The sequence below is a fragment of the Roseivivax jejudonensis genome, assembly GCF_900172265.1.
Lineage (GTDB): Bacteria > Pseudomonadota > Alphaproteobacteria > Rhodobacterales > Rhodobacteraceae > Roseivivax > Roseivivax jejudonensis.
Window position 1 is genome coordinate 367,834 of record NZ_FWFK01000002.1, and the last position, 18,323, is coordinate 386,156.

The 18,323-nt window shown below is 68.8% G+C and carries 13 protein-coding genes; 11 read left to right on the top strand and 2 right to left on the bottom strand.

The annotated features are described in order from the left end of the window. Nucleotides 1-50 precede the first annotated feature (50 nt). From glyS to glmM, 6 genes are all read left to right on the top strand, one after another. Entirely contained in the window at nucleotides 51-2,153 is a 2,103-nt protein-coding gene (gene glyS / locus ROJ8625_RS06840; protein WP_085791127.1) for a glycine--tRNA ligase subunit beta, read from the top strand. 93 nt (nucleotides 2,154-2,246) lie between these two features. Further along, nucleotides 2,247-4,829: a putative PEP-binding protein gene (locus ROJ8625_RS06845; protein ID WP_085791128.1), complete on the top strand. Its 2,583-nt coding sequence runs from the start codon at nucleotides 2,247-2,249 to the stop codon at nucleotides 4,827-4,829. Between the two features lie 282 nt (nucleotides 4,830-5,111). Further along, entirely contained in the window at nucleotides 5,112-5,615 is a 504-nt protein-coding gene (locus ROJ8625_RS06850) for a cell wall hydrolase (RefSeq protein WP_234984194.1), read from the top strand. Between the two features lie 185 nt (nucleotides 5,616-5,800). Then, the gene (locus ROJ8625_RS06855; protein WP_085791130.1) at nucleotides 5,801-6,724 is read left to right on the top strand and encodes a dihydroneopterin aldolase; all 924 of its coding nucleotides are present in this window, start codon (nucleotides 5,801-5,803) and stop codon (nucleotides 6,722-6,724) included. Between the two features lie 9 nt (nucleotides 6,725-6,733). Continuing rightward, nucleotides 6,734-7,786 carry a dihydropteroate synthase gene (gene folP, locus ROJ8625_RS06860; protein ID WP_370738470.1) on the top strand — a complete coding sequence of 351 codons (1,053 nt, stop codon included), beginning with the start codon at nucleotides 6,734-6,736 and terminating at the stop codon, nucleotides 7,784-7,786. After that, nucleotides 7,776-9,119, top strand: a complete 1,344-nt coding sequence (glmM, locus tag ROJ8625_RS06865; protein ID WP_085791131.1) for a phosphoglucosamine mutase — start codon at nucleotides 7,776-7,778, stop codon at nucleotides 9,117-9,119. Before folP ends, glmM begins: the two co-directional genes overlap by 11 nt. 124 nt (nucleotides 9,120-9,243) lie before the next feature. Here glmM and proS read toward each other — a convergent pair whose 3' ends face one another. After that, a complete protein-coding gene (gene proS / locus ROJ8625_RS06870; RefSeq protein WP_085791132.1) occupies nucleotides 9,244-10,587 on the bottom strand; it encodes a proline--tRNA ligase in 1,344 nt (447 codons plus the stop codon). A 174-nt stretch (nucleotides 10,588-10,761) separates the two neighbouring features. Here proS and ROJ8625_RS06875 point away from each other — a divergent pair, with 174 nt between their 5' ends. The 5 genes from ROJ8625_RS06875 to ROJ8625_RS06895 all read left to right on the top strand — a co-directional run bounded on the left by ROJ8625_RS06875 (nucleotide 10,762) and on the right by ROJ8625_RS06895 (nucleotide 17,899). Next, a complete protein-coding gene (locus ROJ8625_RS06875) occupies nucleotides 10,762-12,126 on the top strand; it encodes an FAD-dependent oxidoreductase (protein WP_085791133.1) in 1,365 nt (454 codons plus the stop codon). Between the two features lie 114 nt (nucleotides 12,127-12,240). Beyond that, on the top strand, nucleotides 12,241-13,326 hold the full coding sequence (locus ROJ8625_RS06880) for an AI-2E family transporter (RefSeq protein WP_085791134.1): 1,086 nt from the start codon (nucleotides 12,241-12,243) through the stop codon (nucleotides 13,324-13,326). Further along, nucleotides 13,313-14,023, top strand: coding sequence for a P-loop NTPase family protein (locus ROJ8625_RS06885; protein ID WP_085791135.1), 711 nt, complete (start codon nucleotides 13,313-13,315; stop codon nucleotides 14,021-14,023). The genes ROJ8625_RS06880 and ROJ8625_RS06885 overlap by 14 nt, the downstream gene beginning before the upstream one ends. Nucleotides 14,024-14,078: 55 nt before the next feature. Then, complete coding sequence (locus tag ROJ8625_RS06890; protein ID WP_085791355.1) at nucleotides 14,079-16,256, top strand: RNA degradosome polyphosphate kinase; 2,178 nt, start codon at nucleotides 14,079-14,081, stop codon at nucleotides 16,254-16,256. A gap of 107 nt (nucleotides 16,257-16,363) precedes the next feature. Then, nucleotides 16,364-17,899 carry a Ppx/GppA family phosphatase gene (locus tag ROJ8625_RS06895; protein WP_085791136.1) on the top strand — a complete coding sequence of 512 codons (1,536 nt, stop codon included), beginning with the start codon at nucleotides 16,364-16,366 and terminating at the stop codon, nucleotides 17,897-17,899. Nucleotides 17,900-17,905: 6 nt separating this feature from the next. On the opposite strand, the gene ROJ8625_RS06900 is transcribed toward ROJ8625_RS06895, so the two are convergent. Continuing rightward, nucleotides 17,906-18,304: a hypothetical protein gene (locus ROJ8625_RS06900; RefSeq protein ID WP_085791137.1), complete on the bottom strand. Its 399-nt coding sequence runs from the start codon at nucleotides 18,302-18,304 to the stop codon at nucleotides 17,906-17,908. Nucleotides 18,305-18,323: the final 19 nt, after the last annotated feature.

Consider the following 18,323-nt stretch of genomic DNA (forward strand, 5'->3'; position numbering starts at 1 on the left):
GGGCCGGTATCCCCGCCGCGACCGACATTCCAGCGTTCGTGGATCCCAGCATGCCCGACCTCTTGATCGAACTCTTTTCCGAGGAGATTCCGGCCCGGATGCAGGCCCGCGCGGCCGAGGATCTGCAGACGCGGATGACCGACGGGCTGGTCGAGGCGGGGCTCACCTACGCCCATGCCGCGGCCTTCGCCACACCGCGTCGCCTCACCCTCGCGCTCGAGGGGCTGACCGAGTCGTCACCGACGTTGCGCGAGGAACGCCGTGGCCCCCGCACCGACGCGCCGGAAAAGGCCGTCGAAGGCTTCCTGCGCGGGGCTGGCGTCCAACGCGCGGACCTGATCGAGCGTGAGGAGAAGAAGGGGACGTTCTTCTTTGCCGTGGTCGAGACGCCGGGACGCCCCGCAGAGGCGATCATTGCCGAAGTACTCGACCGTGTCGTTCGCAACTTTCCATGGCCGAAATCCATGCGTTGGGGGTCCGGGAGCCTTCGCTGGGTGCGGCCGCTGCACCGGATCCTGTGCATCCTGAGCGATCAGGAGGGGCACCGCGTGGTCCCGCTCGAGATCGACGGGATCGCCGCCGCGGATGTGACCGAGGGCCATCGCTTCATGGCGCCGGACGCATTTTCGGTAAACGGTTTCGATGATTACGTGGCGAAGCTGAAGCGCGCGCACGTCATCCTCGATCCGGCCGAGCGTGCCGAGATCATCCGCAACGACGCCGAGAACCGCGCGTTCGCCAGCGGTCTCGAACTGGTCGAGGATCGCGGGCTCCTGGCCGAAGTTGCGGGCCTTGTCGAGTGCCCGGTCGTCCTGATGGGCGAGATCGGGGCCGAGTTCCTCGACCTCCCGCCCGAGGTGCTGATGACCTCCATGAAGGAGCACCAGAAGTTCTTTTCGGTGCGCAATCCGAAGTCTGGCCGCATCGAACGGTTCGTGACCGTCGCCAACCGCGAGACGGCCGACCACGGTGCCACGATCCTCGCCGGCAACGACAAAGTGCTGTCGGCGCGGCTGTCGGACGCCAAGTTCTTCTGGGAAAACGACCGCCGCGTCGCGGTCGAGCAGAAGATGGCGCCGTGGATCGAGAGCCTTGCCGCGGTGACGTTCCACAACAAGCTCGGGAGCCAGGCGGCCCGGATCAACCGGATCGCGGCGCTCGCACGGGAACTGGCCCCGGTGGTCGGCGCCGACGCCGACCTCGCGGAGCGCGCCGCGCGCGTCGCGAAGGCCGACCTTTCGTCGGAAATGGTCTATGAATTCCCGGAACTTCAGGGCCTTATGGGCCGCTATTACAGCGAGGCCGCCGGCCTCCCGGCCGCGGTGGCCACAGCCTGCGAAGAGCACTACTCGCCTCTCGGGCCCTCCGACGCCGTGCCCTCCGCTCCGGTATCCGTCGCCGTCGCGCTCGCCGACAAGATCGACACGCTGACCGGGTTCTGGGCGATCGACGAGAAGCCGACCGGTTCGAAGGACCCCTACGCGCTGCGGCGCGCGGCACTCGGCGTGATCCGGTTGCTTGTGACGAACGACCTGCGACTCGGGCTGCTGGATGCGGTGCGCAAGTCAGACACGCTTGTCGTCGAGAGCGCGGACGGGCTCGTCGGTCCGGGCATCGAGGCATTCGCGCCCGATCTCCTCGGCTTCTTCCACGACCGCCTGAAGGTGTATCTGCGCGATCAGGGCATCCGGCACGACGTCATCGACGCCTGCCTCGCGATGCCCGGCGCCGACGACCTGACGCTGCTGGTCAAGCGGGCGCGCGCGCTTCAGGACATCCGCGAGACCGAGGATGGCGAGAACCTGATCCAAGGCTTCAAGCGCGCCAACAACATCCTGGCACAGGCCGAGGAGAAGGACGGCGTCGAATACAGCTTCGGCCCGGACCGCAAGTTCGCCGACGCGCCCGAGGAAACCGCGCTCTTCGATGCGCTGGACGCCGCCGAGGCGCGGATCGCCCCGGCAATGGCGTCCGAGGATTTCGCCACCGCGATGGCGGCCATGGCGGGCCTGCGTCCGGCCCTCGACGCGTTCTTCGACTCCGTTCAGGTCAATGCCGAGAACGAGGTGCTGCGCCGCAACCGTCTCAATCTGCTCAGCCGGATCCGGCAAGTCTGCCTGCAGGTCGCGGATCTTACGCGGCTCGAGGGCTAGACGATCGCTCCGGACGGCCGAGACCAAAGCGTCACGCCCCTGCCTCGAAGCGGCCCTTGTGCGGGCGTTTCGCAGGCGTATCCTGCGCCGGAGATGAACGACGCCGCACCGCAGAAACCCGCCGAGACCGATCCAGAGGTCACACTGATCACGCCGACCGCGCCGGTCCGGTCGTCGACCCATGGCGGCCGTGCCAAGTGCCTGCAGCGGCTCGTTCGGCTGGACTTGCCCGTTCCGAAAACGGTCGCGCTGTCGTTCGATGCGGTGCGCGGCATTGCGCACGGCCGGATGCCCGACCTCGACGCACTGCTCGGCGCCTTTCCTGCCGGTGCGGTCCTCTGCGTCCGACCGTCATCCGAAGACCCGGACTGGGGCGGACCGGGCGCTGTGCTCAACGTCGGCCTGAATGACGCGACCCACGCACGCCTGTCGGCCGAGATCGGCGTCGCGGCGGCGACCCAGCTTTATTCGCGGTTCGTGCATGCCTACGCGGTCGAGGTGGCGCGGCTCGATCCCGACGTGTTCTCGGACATCGAAGCGGAGGATGCGGACGGGCTGGCCGCCCTTCTCGACGCCTATGCCGAAGAAGCCGAAGAGCCGTTTCCGCAGGATCCCGCGGTTCAGCTCGGCGCCGTCCTGCGCTCGATGGCGCGCGCGTGGGAGGGCACGACCGCGCGCATCCTCCGACAGGCCAAGGGCGCACCGGCGGACGCCGGCCTAGGCCTCGTGGTGCAGGAAATGGCACTCGGACTCGGACACGGGGAATGCGGCTCCGGCGTGCTGCAGCTTGTCAGCCCCGTGACCGGCCTGCCGCAGATCACGGGGCGGTATCTGAGCCAGAGCCAGGGGCGCGAGGCGCTCGAGAAAGGCGCGGCCTCGCTCTATCTCGAGCGTGACGCGCGCGGTGCCTCGCTTCAGGACCTCGCCCCGGACGCCTTTGCCGAGCTGCTGAGCCATGCCGAACGCATGCGCCGGCGGCTGCGCGCGGAGATGCAGGTGGAGTTCACCATCGAGAGCGGCCGGCTGTTCATCCTCGACGGCGTCGTGGTGAAAGGGACCGCCCGCGCCTGCGTGCGCATGGCCGTGAGGCTCGCCGAAGACGGAATCATCTCGCGCCAGGAGGCTCTCCTGCGCGTGGAGCCGCGCGCGTTGTCCGAATTGCTGCACCGTCAGGTCGATCCCGAAGCGCATCGCGATCCGATCGGCAGCGGCGTCGCCGCGAGCCCCGGCGCGGCCTCGGGCCGGATCGTGTTCACCGCCACCGACGCGCAGGCGATGGCCGCGCGCAACGAAAAGTGCGTTCTGGTGCGCCGCGAAACCGCGTCAGAAGATGTGCGCGGCATGCACGCGTCCGTCGCCGTCCTGACCGAGCGCGGCGGCATGACGAGCCACGCCGCCGTGATCGGCCGCGGGCTCGGCCTCCCTTGCGTCGTTGGCGCTGGACGCATGGGCTTTCATCCGCGCAAACGCCTGCTGATGGCAGAGGACGGCCGCGTTTTCCGCGAAGGCGACACGATCACTGTGGACGGCACCTCCGGCGCGATCCTCGCCGGAGCGCCGGCGATGGTCGAGGCGATGCTCGACGATTCGTTCCAGACACTGATGACCTGGGCGGACGAGGAACGCGACATCGGCGTGCGCGCCAATGCCGACACGCCGGCCGACGCGACCACCGCGCGAAATTTCATGGCCGGCGGAATCGGGCTCTGCCGCACCGAGCACATGTTCTTCGAACCCGGCCGGCTGACCGTGATGCGCGAGATGATCTTCGCCGACGGCCCCGAGGACCGGCGCGCGGCGCTCGAACAGCTTTTGCCGATGCAGCGTGCCGATTTCATCGAGCTGTTCCGCATCATGACGGGGCTTCCGGTCTGCATCCGCCTGTTCGACCCGCCGCTGCACGAATTCCTGCCCTCCGATCGCTCCGGCATGCGCGAATTGGCAGAGGCGCTTGGACTGCCGGTGACGGACGTGACGCGCCGGGTCGAGTCGATGGGCGAATACAATCCGATGCTCGGGATGCGCGGGGTGCGCCTCGGCGTGACGGTGCCCGAGATCTACGACATGCAAGCGCGCGCGATCTTCGAGGCCACGCTGGAGGCGAGCCGCGAGGATGCGCCCGTGGTCCCCGAGGTGATGATCCCGCTCGTGTCGACGCCGCGCGAGGTGGAGTTGGTGAAGACCCGCGTCGATGCCGTGGCCGCCGCCGTCCGGACCGAGCGGGGCCGCGATTTCGACTATCGCCTCGGCGTGATGGTCGAAACGCCGCGCGCCTGCCTTCTGGCCGATCAGGTCGCGCGCCACGCGCAGTTCCTGAGCTTCGGAACCAACGACCTCACGCAGATGACCTACGGCCTGTCGCGCGACGATGCCGGGCGATTCATGTCCGACTACGTCGCGAAGGGGGTCTTCGCGGAGGATCCCTTTCACGTCCTCGACGAGCACGGCGTCGGAGAGCTCCTGCGCATCGGTGTGCAGCGCGGTCGCGCCGGCCGTGACGACCTGACCATATCGGTCTGTGGAGAGCATGGCGGTAACGCGGATTCGATCGCGGTATGCCGGGCGGCGGGAATCGATTACGTCAGCTGTTCGCCGTTCCGCGTTCCGGTGGCGCGATTGGCGGCAGCGCAGCTTGCGCTGCGCGATCGGGCCGACGACAAGATCAGCCACCCCTGAGAATTTCGCACGCGACATATTGAATGTGAATTGTGGCGATCGGCAAGACACCGCCGAAACCGAATGTCGCAAACTGGACTCGCAAGGCCGCCGTGTTTAGGCCCGCTCCCGTCTTGCCGCGCCCGGCGCAGATCGGGGGCAAGCCTGGGGATAACATTCTGAGGTGTGCTTATGTTCCGTGTCCTGCTCGCGACACTCGCTGCCCTTGTGTGCGCGCTTCCGCTTCGTGCCGATACCGTCGAAGACGACATTGCCGACCTGATGCGCGTTGAAGGACGTGCCTTGAACGCCGCCAGCGCGGCGCATCTTCAGCGTCTCGTCACCACGCCCGACAACGCGGTGAAGTCGCTGCGCTACGACGCCCGCTGGCTGTCGCAGCATCCGTTCGACGCCGGCGGCCGCGATTGGCAGTGCCTGACCGAGGCGCTCTACTTCGAGGCGCGCGGCGAGAGTCTGCGCGGCCAGTTCGCGGTGGCCGAGGTCATCCTCAACCGCGTCGACAGCCCGCGCTATCCCGACAGCGTCTGCGGCGTGGTGAACCAGACCTGCCAGTTCTCCTACACCTGCGACGGCCTGCCCGAGACGATGCACGAGGCGCGCGCCAAGACGCAGGTCGGCAAGGTGGCCGGTCTGATGCTGGAGGGCGCGCCGCGCGAGCTCACCGACGGGGCAACCCACTATCACACCGTCGCGGTCAGCCCCCGCTGGGCCAACGCGTTTCCGATGACCGCACAGATCGGCGTGCATCGCTTCTATCGTCAGCCGCTTCAGATCTCGATGCGCTGACCGCGCCGCGAGGCGGATCTCGGCTCCGGCCGCGATCCGCCTGTCCCGCCGGCCGCATCCGGCACCACGCCCAATTCGCGCGCAGGCACCGTCGCGCCCGGTCGACGCGATGCCGCAAGCGGGTGGCAGCCGGTGCCGCGGCATGGTTAAGGTCGCGCAACACGATGCAAGCGCCGAGCCCTGCCATGGCCTCCGAAATCCGTCTCGCCTTCTCCCACCCTGCCGAGCGCAGCCTCGCAACCGCGGGTGATGCGCCGCGCGACAGGATCAGCCTGCGCGACCATGTCCGCGAGGTCGAGATCGGCGCCTTCCAGGCCGAGCGTGGCACCACCCAGCGCGTCAACTTCAACGTCGTGGTCGAAGTGCTGCCCTTCACCGGGCCGCTCGACGACGACGTGGACCGCATCCTGTCCTACGACCGGGTCACCGAGGCGATCAGTGCCGAACTTGCCGCGGAACGCGTGAACCTGCTCGAGACGCTGGCCGAGCGGATTGCCGAGCGCATCCTCGCCGAGCCGCAGGCGCTGCGCGCCTTCGTGCGGATCGAGAAGCTCGATCGCGGCCCGGGCGCGCTCGGAGTGGAGATCGTGCGCGGCCGGCGCGAGCTCGGCCAGCGCGGCGCCGAACGCGCGGAGGAGCGGCCGCACCCGCGGGTCGTCTACCTGTCGAACGCGGCCATCGACGCCGCCGCCCTGCCCGGCTGGATCGACACGCTCGAGGCGGCGCGTGCCCCGCTCATCCTGTGCGTCGGGCCGCATGCGCTCGCGGTACCGAGCGCCGAGCATCCGATGGTGCAGCGGCGCATCGACCTGCTGGCGATCGAGCAGAACGGGTGGCGGCTGGCCGCGCGCGACCCGCGCGCCAAGGTCGTGGCGACCCGGACCGAGCTCGACTGGGCGATGAAGAACGGCCAGATCAGCATCTGGGCGCCGTCGAAAATGGTGCTCGATGCCACCAGCGGCCCCAAGGGCCCGGCCCGCGACGCGGTCGCGCTCGCTGCATGGTTCGCCGGCGAGATGGCGGCGCGCGAACTGATCGTGGCCGGAGCCGACCTGCCGGAGGACGCGGAGGTGCCGCTGCGCGCGCTCGAGGTCGGCGCGCCCCTCTGAGGGCTTGCCATGTCCGGCGTGCTCGCCCATTCGGGCCCCATGAGCGACTATTTCCGACCCCTCGTCCAGCGCGGGCCAGCGCGTCCGCCCGGCGCCCATGCGCTTGCCGGCGGCGCGCACTGGTTCACCCATGCCGAACGTCTGCGCCGCGGCGCCGCGCCCGAAATCGTACCGGCCGACGCCATGCCCGCCGACTGGGCGCAGGCGCTGACCGCCGCGCGCGCTCCGGTGGCCGGCGTCGATATGAACGGGCCGCGGCTGATGGGCATCCTGAACGTCACCCCCGACAGCTTTTCCGATGGTGGCGCGCATGACGGGCGCGACGCGGCGGTGGCGCACGGACGCGCGATGGCCGCGGCCGGGGCGGACCTGTTGGACATCGGCGGCGAATCCACCCGCCCCGGGTCCGATGCCGTGCCGGCAGAGGCGGAGCGCGACCGCGTCGTGCCCGTTCTCGAGGCGCTGAACGGCGACACGGACATGCCGCCGATCTCGATCGACACGCGCAAGGCGGTGGTGGCCGAGGCCGCGGTCGCAGCGGGCGCCACGCTCGTCAACGACGTCGCGGCGCTGACCCACGACCCCGCGCTCGCGGCCTTCTGCGCGCAGGCGGGCCTGCCTGTCTGCCTGATGCATGCGCAGGGCGATCCGAAGACCATGCAGGACGCGCCGGCCTACGATGACGTGCTCCTCGGTGTCTACGACTGGCTCGCCGCCCGCGTCGCGGCGGCGGAGGAAGCGGGCATTCCACGCACGGGCATCGTCGTCGACCCCGGCATCGGCTTCGGCAAGACGGTCGCGCACAACCTCGCGCTCCTGCGCGGCGCGGCGCTCTTTCACGGGCTCGGTTGCCCTGTGCTCGTGGGCGCCAGCCGCAAAGGTTTCATCGGCGTGATCTCCGGCGAGCGGGATCCCGCGCGCCGCGCGCCGGGCTCGATCGCCGTTGCGCTTGCCGCAGCGGCCGAGGGCGTGCAGATTCTGCGCATACACGACGTGGCCGAGACCAAGGCCGCGCTGAGGCTCTGGCAGGCAGTGAGCGAAGGACAGGCAGATGGGACGTGAGCTTTTCGGAACCGACGGCGTCCGCGGGCGCGCCAACAGCTACCCGATGACCGCCGAGACGGCGCTGGCGATCGGCGCCGCCGCGGGGCGCTATTTCAGGCGCGACACCGCCGGCGTGCACCGTGTGGTGATCGGCAAGGACACGCGACGCTCGGGCTACATGTTCGAGACCGCGCTGACCGCCGGGCTGACCTCGACCGGGATGAGCGTTCTGCTGCTCGGCCCGGTCCCGACGCCCGCGGTGGGCTCCATGACCCCGTCGATGCGCGCGGATCTCGGGATCATGATCTCGGCCTCGCACAATCCCGCCGAGGACAACGGCATCAAGTTCTTCGGTCCCGACGGCTTCAAGCTTTCCGACGCCGCGGAGGCGGAGATCGAGGCGCTGGTGGCCTCGGGCGTCGACCTCGCCCCTGCGAGCGAGATCGGGCGGGCGCGCCGCATCGACGACGGCCGCTTCCGCTACCAGGAGCGCGTGAAGTCGACCGTGCCCTCCGGCATCCGGCTCGACGGCATGAAGGTGGTGATCGACTGCGCCAACGGCGCCGCCTACCGCACGGCGCCGGACGTCCTGTGGGAGCTCGGCGCCGAGGTGATCCCCTTGGGCGTGACACCCGACGGCTTCAACATCAACCGCGATTGCGGCTCGACGAGCCCGCGTGTCGCGCGCGAAACCGTGGTCGCGCACGGCGCCGACCTCGGCATCTGCCTCGACGGCGACGCCGACCGCGTGCTCCTGATCGACGAGACCGGCACGGTGGCCGACGGTGACCAGTTGATGGCGCTGATGGCGACCCGCTGGGCCGAGGAGGACCGGCTGCGCGGCGGCACGCTGGTCGCGACCGTCATGTCCAATCTCGGCCTCGAGCGGCATCTGACCGACCGGGGGCTGAAGCTCGAGCGGACAGGTGTCGGCGACCGCTACGTCGTCGAAGCGATGCGGCGCGGCGGCTGGAACCTCGGCGGCGAGCAATCCGGCCACATCGTCATGACGGACTACGCCACCACGGGCGACGGGCTGATGGCCGGGCTTCAGTTCCTGACCGAGATGGTCCGCACCGGACAGCCGGCCTCGGCACTTGCCCGGACCTTCGAACCGGTGCCCCAACTGCTCAAGAACGTCCGCTACACGCCCGGGCGCGCCCCTCTCGACGCCGCCACGGTGCAGGAGACGATCCGCGCCGCCGAGGCGCAGATGGGCGCGCGCGGCCGCGTCCTGATCCGGAAGTCCGGGACCGAGCCGCTGATCCGCGTCATGGCCGAGTGCGAAGACGAGGGCCTGTTGTCGCAGGTCGTCGACGGCATCGTGGCCGAGGTCGAGGCCGCGGCCTGACCGCGGCGCGGGAGGCAGGCGGCGCAAGCGAGGGGCCGGCCCCTCGCGCTCCCCGGAGTACTTGGACCAAGAAGAAGATGCGGCGGGAGTTCGAGCGCTTTGCCGCCGGGCCTCGCCTGCGAGGTCAGAGCTTGCCGGCGTAGATCTGCGCGAGACGGGTCACGGCCTGGTCGGGCGGCATCTCCTCGCTTTCGCCGGTGCGGCGCGAGGTCAGTTCGACAACGCCGTTCTTCAGCCCGCGCGGCCCGACGGTGATGCGCCACGGCAGGCCGATCAGGTCCATCGTCGCGAACTTGGCGCCCGCGCGCTCGTCGGTGTCGTCGTAGAGCGGCTCCAGCCCCGCCTCGGTCACGGCGGCGTAGAGCTGTTCGCAGGCGAGATCGGCGGCCTCGTCGCCCTGCTTGAGGTTCACGATCCCGACATGGAAGGGCGTGACCCCCTCGGGCCAGATGATGCCGCGATCGTCGTGGCTGGCCTCGATGATCGCGCCGAGGAGGCGCGAGACGCCGATCCCGTGCGAGCCCATGTGCACCGGAACGCGGTTGCCGTCGGGGTCGACCACGGTGGCGCCCATCGGCTCGGAATACTTCGTGCCGAAGTAGAAGATCTGTCCGACCTCGATGCCGCGGGCGCGCCGGCGGCGCTCCTGCGGCACCTGGGCCTCGAACTCGGCCTCGTCGTGGGTGTCGTCGGTGCGGGCATAGCGCGACGTGAACTCCTCGAGCACGGCGCGGCACTGGGCGTGGTCGTCGTAGTCGATGCGCCGCGCGCCGAAGGTCAGTTCGGTGATCTCGCTGTCGTAGAACACCTCCGATTCGCCGGTCTCGGCCAGGACCAGGAACTCGTGGGTGTCGTCGCCGCCGATCGGGCCGCTCTCGGCGCGCATCGGGATCGCCTGCAGGCCCATACGCTCGTAGGTGCGCAGGTAGCTCACGAGGTGGCGGTTGTAGGCGTGCATCGCGTCTTCGTAGGTAAGATCGAAATTGTAGCCGTCCTTCATCAGGAACTCGCGGCCGCGCATGACGCCGAAGCGCGGGCGCACCTCGTCGCGGAATTTCCACTGGATGTGGTAGAGCGTCATCGGCAGGTCGCGGTAGGACGACACGTGGCTGCGGAAGATGTCGGTGATCATCTCCTCGTTGGTGGGGCCGAACAGCATGTCCCGGTCGTGCCGGTCGCGGATGCGCAGCATCTCCGGGCCGTAGGCGTCGTAGCGACCGCTTTCGCGCCAGAGGTCGGCCGACTGGATCGTCGGCATCAGCATGGCGATGTGACCGGCACGGGCCTGCTCCTCGTGCACGATCTGCTCGATCCGCCGCAGCACCCGGTAGCCCAGTGGCAGCCAGGAGTAGATCCCGGCCGATTGCTGCTTGATCATGCCGGCCCGCAGCATCAGGCGGTGCGAGGCGATCTGCGCCTCCGACGGCGTTTCCTTCAGGACGGGCAGGAAGTAGCGGCTGAGGCGCATGGCGGCTCCCGGGGTGGTCTGTGGGCAGGGTGCCGCGCCGGTGTAGGCAAGCCCCGCCCGTAAGGCAATGCGGGCCTTCGGTTTGACCTTCGCGGCGGTCCGGGCGAGATGTGACACTTTCATGACACGCACCCCGCGCGGCGCCCGCGCCGCCGCAAAGAAGACGGAGCCCGCATGCCGCAGACGATCGAGGAACCCGCCCGCCACACGCCGGTGATCGCCGAGACCGACGTGCTGGTGGTGGGCTCGGGGCCCGGCGGCCTGGCCGCGGCGCTGGCGGCGGCGCGCGCGGGCGTGCAGGTGATCCTGCTGGAGCGCTTCGGCTGCATGGGCGGCAACATCACGGTGGTCGGCGTCGAGGGCTTCGCCTGGTACCGGCACGCCGCGACGATCGAGGCCGGCGGTATCGGCCGGGAGTTCGAGGACCGCGCCAAGGCGATGGGCGCCGCAGCGCCGGAGAGCCAGTCGCTGAGCTACGAACTCGACAGCGAGGGCTTCAAGCTGGTGGCGGATCGCCTGGTGGCGGAGGCCGGCGTGCGACCGATGCTGCACCGGCAGGTCGTGGCCCCCATCCTCGAGGGCGACAGGATCGCCGGGGTGATCGTCGAATCGAAAGCCGGGCGCGAGGCGATCCGTGCCGCGCGAGTCATCGACGCGACCGGCGACGCCGACATTGCCCACCGCGCCGGCGCGCCGACGGCGAAGACCCCGGTCGAGGAGATGCAGGCCGCGAGCGTGATGTTCCACCTTGCCGGCGTCGACAAGACGCGCTTCCTCGCCGGCGTCGCGGCGGACCCCCAGACCTACGGCGACTGGTCTTCGGGCGAGTGGCAGGTGGAGACCTCGGGCAAGGAGGACGCGATGTATTCGCCGTTCCTCGGAAAGCCGTTCGACAAGGCCCGCAAGGAGGGCCGCCTGCCGGCGCACCTGTCGACGCTGGGCGGGACATGGGGCGCGGTGCACGACACCGGCGAGATGACCTACATGAACCTCGTCCATCTTGCCGGCTGTGACGGGACCGATCCCGACAGCCTGACCCGGTTCGAGATCGAGGGCCGCGCGCAGGCGATGGCGGCGATCGAGGTGCTGCGGCACTACACGCCCGGATGCGAGGGCGTGCGCCTTCGGAATTTCGGCATGTCGATCGGGATCCGCGACACCCGCAAGATCCGGGCCCTCTACGACATGACCGAGGCCGACGTCCGACACGAGGGGCGCTTCGACGACTCGATCGGCATCTACCCGGAATTCATCGACGGTTACGGCGTGCTGATCCTGCCGACGACAGGTCGATACATGCAGATCCCCTACCGCGCGATGCTGCCGCGCGGGGTGCGCGACCTTCTGGTCGCGGGGCGCTGCATTGGCGGCGACCGGATCGCCCACGCCGCGACGCGCAACATGGCCTGCTGCGCGGTGACCGGCCAGGGCGCAGGCGTCGCCGCGGCGCTGTCGGTGCGGGACCGGCGCGGGTTCGAGGAGGTCGATATCGGCGCGGTGCAGGGCGTGCTCGAGCGCCAGGGCGTGCGGCTTCACTGAACCGCAGCGCCATGGCGCCGCAGGGCGCGTGCGCGACTTGCACGGGCCCCGGCAACGCGCGACAACAGGGGCTGTCCGCACCCCCGCCCTGACCCGACCGATACCGGAGCGCCGATGACCCTGCCCGTCCGCGACCAGCTCAAGTACTGGGGCATCGCCGCGCTGATCTTCGCGGTCGTGCTGTGGTTCCTCGGCGACGTCCTGTTGCCCTTCGTGGTCGGTGCGGCGATCGCCTACTTCCTCGATCCCATCGCCGACCGGTTGGAGCGGGCGGGCGCGTCGCGCACTCTGGCGACCGCGATCATCACCGTCTGCACGATCCTGATCTTCATCGTCGCAGCGCTCCTGGTGATCCCGACGCTGGTGCAGCAGACCTCGCAGCTGGTGCAGACGGCGCCGGACCTGTTCCAGAACCTGCAGAACTTCCTTGCGCAGCGCTTTCCCGAGGTTCTGGCCGAGGACGGCGTCTTCCGCCAGACGATGACCTCTCTCGGACAGACGATCCGGGATCGGGGCGGCGAGCTGATCCAGACGGCGCTGACCAGCGCGCGATCTCTGATCTCGGTCCTGCTGCTCTTCGTCATCGTTCCGGTGGTGGCGGTGTACCTGCTGCTCGACTGGGACCGCATGGTGGCGCGGGTCGACGAGCTCTTGCCGCGCGAGCATGCGCCGACCATCCGGTCGCTGGCGCGCGAGATCGACGACACGCTGTCGTCGTTCATCCGGGGCATGGGAACCGTCTGCGTCATCCTCGGAACCTACTACGCGCTGGCGCTGATGGCGGTCGGCCTGCAGTTCGGGCTGGTGGTCGGCGTGATCGCGGGGCTTCTGACCTTCATTCCGTATGTCGGCGCCATCGTCGGCGGCGTCCTGGCGATCGGCCTGGCGCTGTTCCAGTTCTGGGGCGAATGGATCTGGATTGTCGCGGTCGCCGTGATCTTCCAGGCCGGCCAGCTCATCGAAGGCAACGTGCTGACGCCCAAGCTCGTGGGCGATTCGGTCGGTCTGCATCCGGTGTGGCTGCTGCTGTCGATGTCGGTGTTCGGCACGCTGTTCGGTTTCGTCGGACTGCTTGTCGCAGTGCCTGTCGCCGCCGCGCTCGGCGTGATCGCGCGGTTTCTCGTGGCGCAATACAAGGGGTCGCGGCTCTATCTCGGGTCGACCGATACCGCGCGGGAGGGCGGAGATGACGCCGCTTGAGCGCGATCTGCGCCAGGTCGTGATCGACCTGCCGGTCCGCGTCGCGCTGGGACGCGAGGATTTCTACGTGACCGAGGCGAACGCGCTGGCGGTGGCGCAGATCGACGGCTGGCGGCACTGGCCGGGATCGAAATTCGCCCTGACGGGCCCGCGGGGATCGGGCAAGACGCATCTCGCCAATGTCTGGCAGGCCGACAGCGGTGCGCGCATCATAGCGGCGGCGGACCTGCCGTCGGCCGACGTGCCGGCCCTCGCGGCCGGACCCGTTTGCGTCGAGGATATCGGCGGCATCGCCGGCGACCGGACCGCGGAGGCGGCGCTGTTCCACCTGCACAACCTCGTCCTGAGCGAGGGGCACGCCCTTCTCATGACGGCGCCGGCGCCGCCGGCGCAGCTCGGGCTCGCACTGCCCGACCTTGCCAGCCGGCTGATGGGCACGCAGTTCGCGCGCCTCGCCCTGCCCGACGACGCGTTGCTGGGCGCGATCCTGCTCAAGCTGTTCGCCGATCGCCAGATACGCCCCGGCCCGACGGTGGTCCCTTACCTCGTGCCGCGCATGCGCCGGTCCTTCTCGTTCGCGCAACGTCTCGTGGACGAGATCGACCGCACCGCCCTCGCCACGCACCGCGAGGTCACGCGGGCGCTCGCGCAGGCCTGCCTGAGCCGCCTCGAGCAGGAGGTGCCGACAGATGTCTGACGTCTCCGCCGCGGGCGGTCACGAAACTGTCACTGCCAAAGACAATAAGGCGACCATGACCAAGGCAGATTTTCTCAAGGCGCCTTTGCCCGACGCGGTCGAATTGCCCGATTTCGACCCGTCCGGCCCGGACCGCTTCTTCAATCGCGAGCTGAGCTGGCTCGGCTTCAACTGGCGCGTCCTCGAAGAGGCGGAGAACACGCGCGTGCCGCTGCTGGAGCGGGTGCGCTTCCTGTCCATCTCGGCGTCGAACCTCGATGAATTCTACACGGTCCGTGTCGCCGGCCTGCGCGAGCTGACACAGGCGGGCAACACCTCGCCTGCGGCGGATGGTCTGACGCCTGCGCAGCAGCTGACCCAGATCGACGCCGCCGCGCGCGACCTGATGGCCGCGCAACAGCGCGTCCTCGGCGAACTGCGCTCCGAGATGGAGCGCGAGGGCATCGTGATCGTGGCGCGATCCGACCTGTCGGACACGGACCGCGCGCACCTGCGCGAAGTCTTTCTCGAACAGGTGTTCCCGATCCTGTCGCCGCTGGCGATCGATCCGGCGCACCCGTTTCCGTTCATCGCGAACTTGGGATACTGCCTCGCGCTTCAGCTCGACCGGACACGCGGAAAGGACAGCGGGTTACAGGCGTTGCTGCCGATCCCGCAACAGATCGACCGTTTCGTGAAGCTGCCGGGCAGCGCCGGCCATCGCTTCATCCTGCTCGAGGATCTGCTGCTTCTGCACATCGACGCGCTGTTTCCCGGCTACGAGGTGAAGGATCATTTCGGCTTCCGCGTGCTGCGCGACAGCGATCTCGAACTCGAGGAAGAAGCCGAGGATCTCGTGCGCGAGTTCGAGGTCGCGCTGAAACGGCGCCGGCGCGGCGAGGTGGTGCGCCTGACGATCTCGGCCGGCGCACCGCAGAAGCTCAAGCAGATCGTCATGCGCGAGCTGCACGTGCGTGAGGAAGAAATCGTCGAGCTAGACGGCATGGTCGGGGTCGTGGACACGAAGGAGCTGGTGCTCGACGCGCGGCCCGACCTTCTGTGGCCGTCCTACACGCCGCGCGTTCCCGAGCGCGTACAGGACCACGACGGCGACATGTTCGCGGCGATCCGCCAGAAGGACATGCTGCTGCACCACCCGTACGAAACATTCGACATGGTCATCCGCTTCCTGCGGCAGGCGGCGCAGGATCCGGACGTGGTCGCGATCAAGAACACGCTCTATCGGACCTCCAAGAACTCGCCGATCGTCGAGGCGCTGTGCGAGGCGGCCGAGGACGGCAAGTCGGTCACCGCGCTGGTCGAGCTGAAGGCCCGCTTCGACGAGGCCGCGAACATCCGGCAGTCCCGCCGGCTGGAGCGCGCGGGCGCGCATGTCGTCTACGGTTTTCTCGAGTGGAAGACGCACGCCAAGATCGCACAGGTGGTCCGCCGCGAGGGCAACAAGCTGGTGACCTACTCGCATTGGGGCACCGGCAACTACCACCCGATCACCGCCAAGATCTACACCGACCTGTCGCTCTTCACCTGCGATGCCGCGCTCGGGCGCGACGCGGCCAAGGTGTTCAACTACCTGTCGGGCTACGCCTATCCGGAAGGTCTCGAGAACCTGTCGATCTCGCCCCACACGCTCAAGTCGTCTCTGATCGAGATGCTGCAGCGCGAGGCCGAGCACGCGCAGGCCGGCCGGCCCGCGCAGGTCTGGGCCAAGATGAACTCGCTGATCGAGCCCGATATCATCGACGCGCTCTACGAGGCGAGCCAGGCCGGCGTGAAGATCGACCTGGTGATCCGCGGCATCTGCGGCATCCGGCCCGGCGTGAAGGGCCTGTCGGACAATATCCGGGTGAAATCAATCGTCGGGCGGTTTCTCGAGCACAGCCGCATCTGCTGCTTCGGCAACGGCCATGGCCTGCCGCATGCCAAGGCGCGGGTATTCATGTCTTCGGCGGACTGGATGGAGCGGAACCTCAACCGCCGGATCGAGCATCTCGTCGAGATCAAGAACGACACCGTGAAGGCGCAGATCGTCAGCCAGATCATGGCCGCGAACCTGGCCGACGTGGCGCAGAGCTGGGTCATGGGACCGGATGGCACCTTCGTCCGCGAAAAGGTGCCGGAGGGCGAGTTCGCCTTCAACTGTCACCGCTTCTTCATGGAGAACCCGTCGCTGTCGGGCAGAGGCTCGGCTGGCGCCGCGGATGTGCCGAGCCTGACCCACGGCTCGGACCGCTAGCCGTTCCGGATGACGTAGCGGTAGCACCTCGCGCGCTTGACCCCGCGGAGTGCTCTTGCCAGACACCCAGACACGGACGGAGGGCCGTCGTTTCGGGGATGAGCGGAATGGATGCAGAGGCGGAGCACGCCGAGTGGGGACTGTTCGGCCGGCCCCTCTTCGCCGATAAGGAGGCACGCGCCCTGTCACGCGTGGGCGTGGTCGACATCGGGTCGAACTCGGTTCGCCTGGTGGTGTTCGACGGGGCCGCGCGGTCGCCCGCGTATTTCTACAACGAAAAGATCATGTGCGAGCTTGGCGCCGGCATGTCCGAAACCGGGCGGCTCAACCCCGAGGGGCGGGTCCGCGCGCTGGCCGCGCTGCGCCGCTTCGCGCTTCTGTCCGAGGGCATGAACGCGCCGCTGACGCTGGTCGCGACGGCCGCGGTCCGCGATGCCGCCGACGGCGACTCGTTCCGCGAAGAGGTGTTCGACGAAACCGGCCTGACCATCTGGGTCATCGACGGCGAGGAAGAGGCCCGTCTGTCGGCCCAGGGCGTGCTGCTCGGGTGGCCCGGCAGCTACGGACTTGTCTGCGATATCGGCGGATCGTCGATGGAACTGGCCGAGATCTCCGGCGGTCGCGTCGGACGGCGGGTGACCTCGCCGCTCGGTCCGCTCAAGATGCGCGACGTCTCCGGCGGGCGGAAGGCGCGGGATAAGCACATCAAGGAAGTGATAAGCGGGCTGGCCAAGACGATGGGCACGCAACGCGACCGGCTGTTCCTCGTGGGGGGCTCGTGGCGGGCGATCGCGCGCATCGACATGGAACGGCGCGCCTATCCGCTGCACGTGCTCCACGAATACCGGATGGACGCGACGGCCGTTGCCGAGACCGCAAAGTTCATCGAGAAGTCCGACATGGAGGAGCTCCGCGGACGCTGCGGTCTGTCCTCCTCGCGGGCGTCTCTCGTGCCCTATGCCGCCGAGGTGCTCAAGCAACTGGTCCAGAAGTTCAAGCCGGCCGACATCGCGATATCGAGTTACGGGATCCGCGAAGGCCTGCTCTACGAACAGATGCCGCAGAAGCTGCGCGACCGCGATCCGTTGATCGAGGCATGTTACTCCGCCGAGGCGAAGGACGCGCGGTTGCCGGGCTTCGGCCGCCGCCTCTTCGATTTCGTGCGTCCGCTCTTCGCCGATGCGACGCCGGCCAAGCTCCGCCTCGTGAAGGCGGCCTGCCTGCTCCACGACGTGAGCTGGCGCGCGCATCCCGACTACCGCGCCGAGACCTGCTTCGACAACGCGACGCGCGCAAACCTCGGCGGGCTCAAGCACTGGGAACGCGTCTTTCTCGGGCTCGCTTTGCTGCACCGCTACCGCAACAAGCGCGAAGGCACTCGGTTCGAGAACCTCAACGGTCTGATCGACGCCGAAGAGACGCAGCAGGCCGAGATCCTCGGGAAGGCACTGCGCTTCGGCGCCATGCTCTGGATGTCGGAACGCAGCACCGCCGGTGCACGCCTCGAATGGGATCCGGTCGAGCGCTTCCTGCGCCTGTCCCTGACCGAGGAGGCATCCGACCTGTTCGGCGAAGTGGCCGAGGCGCGCTTCAAGTCGCTGGCGAACTCGCTCGGAGCCGAAACAGAGGTCGCCATCGGCTGAGGTCTCTCAGAGCTCAATGCTGTCCTGCGGATCGGGCTCGGTCGTGTCGAGCGGCGGCGCATCGGGCTTGCGGCGAATGATGATGTCGCCATTGTCGAGGATCTCGGGCGCTTCGTAGGCCGACCAGTCCTCGACCTCCTCCAGCAGGTCGCGCAACGCCGGCCCCATCGCCGAGACGAAGTCGCGCAGCTCGGGCCCCAGATCCTCGGCCAACGCGCGCAATTCGCGCAAAGCCGGCTGCATCTCGTCGATCACGCCGCGAAAGAACAGCTCCGCGCCGCGCTCCATGAGCGACAGGCCGTCCTCCTCGGATCCTGGTTCGGTCGCCTGAGCCAGTGCCGGGCCGGAGACCGGTACCGCGGCCGTCGCCCAGGCGGCGAATAGAAGGGGAAACGTGCGTTTCATGAGAGAAACATAGGCGCGC

Bases quoted from the DNA above. Each gene is read 5' to 3' on its own strand.
- glyS (WP_085791127.1), top strand. From the start codon at position 51: ATGCCCGACCTCTTGATCGAACTCTTTTCCGAGGAGATTCCGGCCCGG.
- ROJ8625_RS06845 (WP_085791128.1), top strand. From the start codon at position 2,247: ATGAACGACGCCGCACCGCAGAAACCCGCCGAGACCGATCCAGAGGTC.
- ROJ8625_RS06855 (WP_085791130.1), top strand. From the start codon at position 5,801: ATGGCCTCCGAAATCCGTCTCGCCTTCTCCCACCCTGCCGAGCGCAGC.
- folP (WP_370738470.1), top strand. From the start codon at position 6,734: ATGTCCGGCGTGCTCGCCCATTCGGGCCCCATGAGCGACTATTTCCGA.
- glmM (WP_085791131.1), top strand. From the start codon at position 7,776: ATGGGACGTGAGCTTTTCGGAACCGACGGCGTCCGCGGGCGCGCCAAC.
- proS (WP_085791132.1), bottom strand. From the start codon at position 10,587: ATGCGCCTCAGCCGCTACTTCCTGCCCGTCCTGAAGGAAACGCCGTCG.
- ROJ8625_RS06875 (WP_085791133.1), top strand. From the start codon at position 10,762: ATGCCGCAGACGATCGAGGAACCCGCCCGCCACACGCCGGTGATCGCC.
- ROJ8625_RS06880 (WP_085791134.1), top strand. From the start codon at position 12,241: ATGACCCTGCCCGTCCGCGACCAGCTCAAGTACTGGGGCATCGCCGCG.
- ROJ8625_RS06885 (WP_085791135.1), top strand. From the start codon at position 13,313: ATGACGCCGCTTGAGCGCGATCTGCGCCAGGTCGTGATCGACCTGCCG.
- ROJ8625_RS06890 (WP_085791355.1), top strand. From the start codon at position 14,079: ATGACCAAGGCAGATTTTCTCAAGGCGCCTTTGCCCGACGCGGTCGAA.
- ROJ8625_RS06895 (WP_085791136.1), top strand. From the start codon at position 16,364: ATGGATGCAGAGGCGGAGCACGCCGAGTGGGGACTGTTCGGCCGGCCC.
- ROJ8625_RS06900 (WP_085791137.1), bottom strand. From the start codon at position 18,304: ATGAAACGCACGTTTCCCCTTCTATTCGCCGCCTGGGCGACGGCCGCG.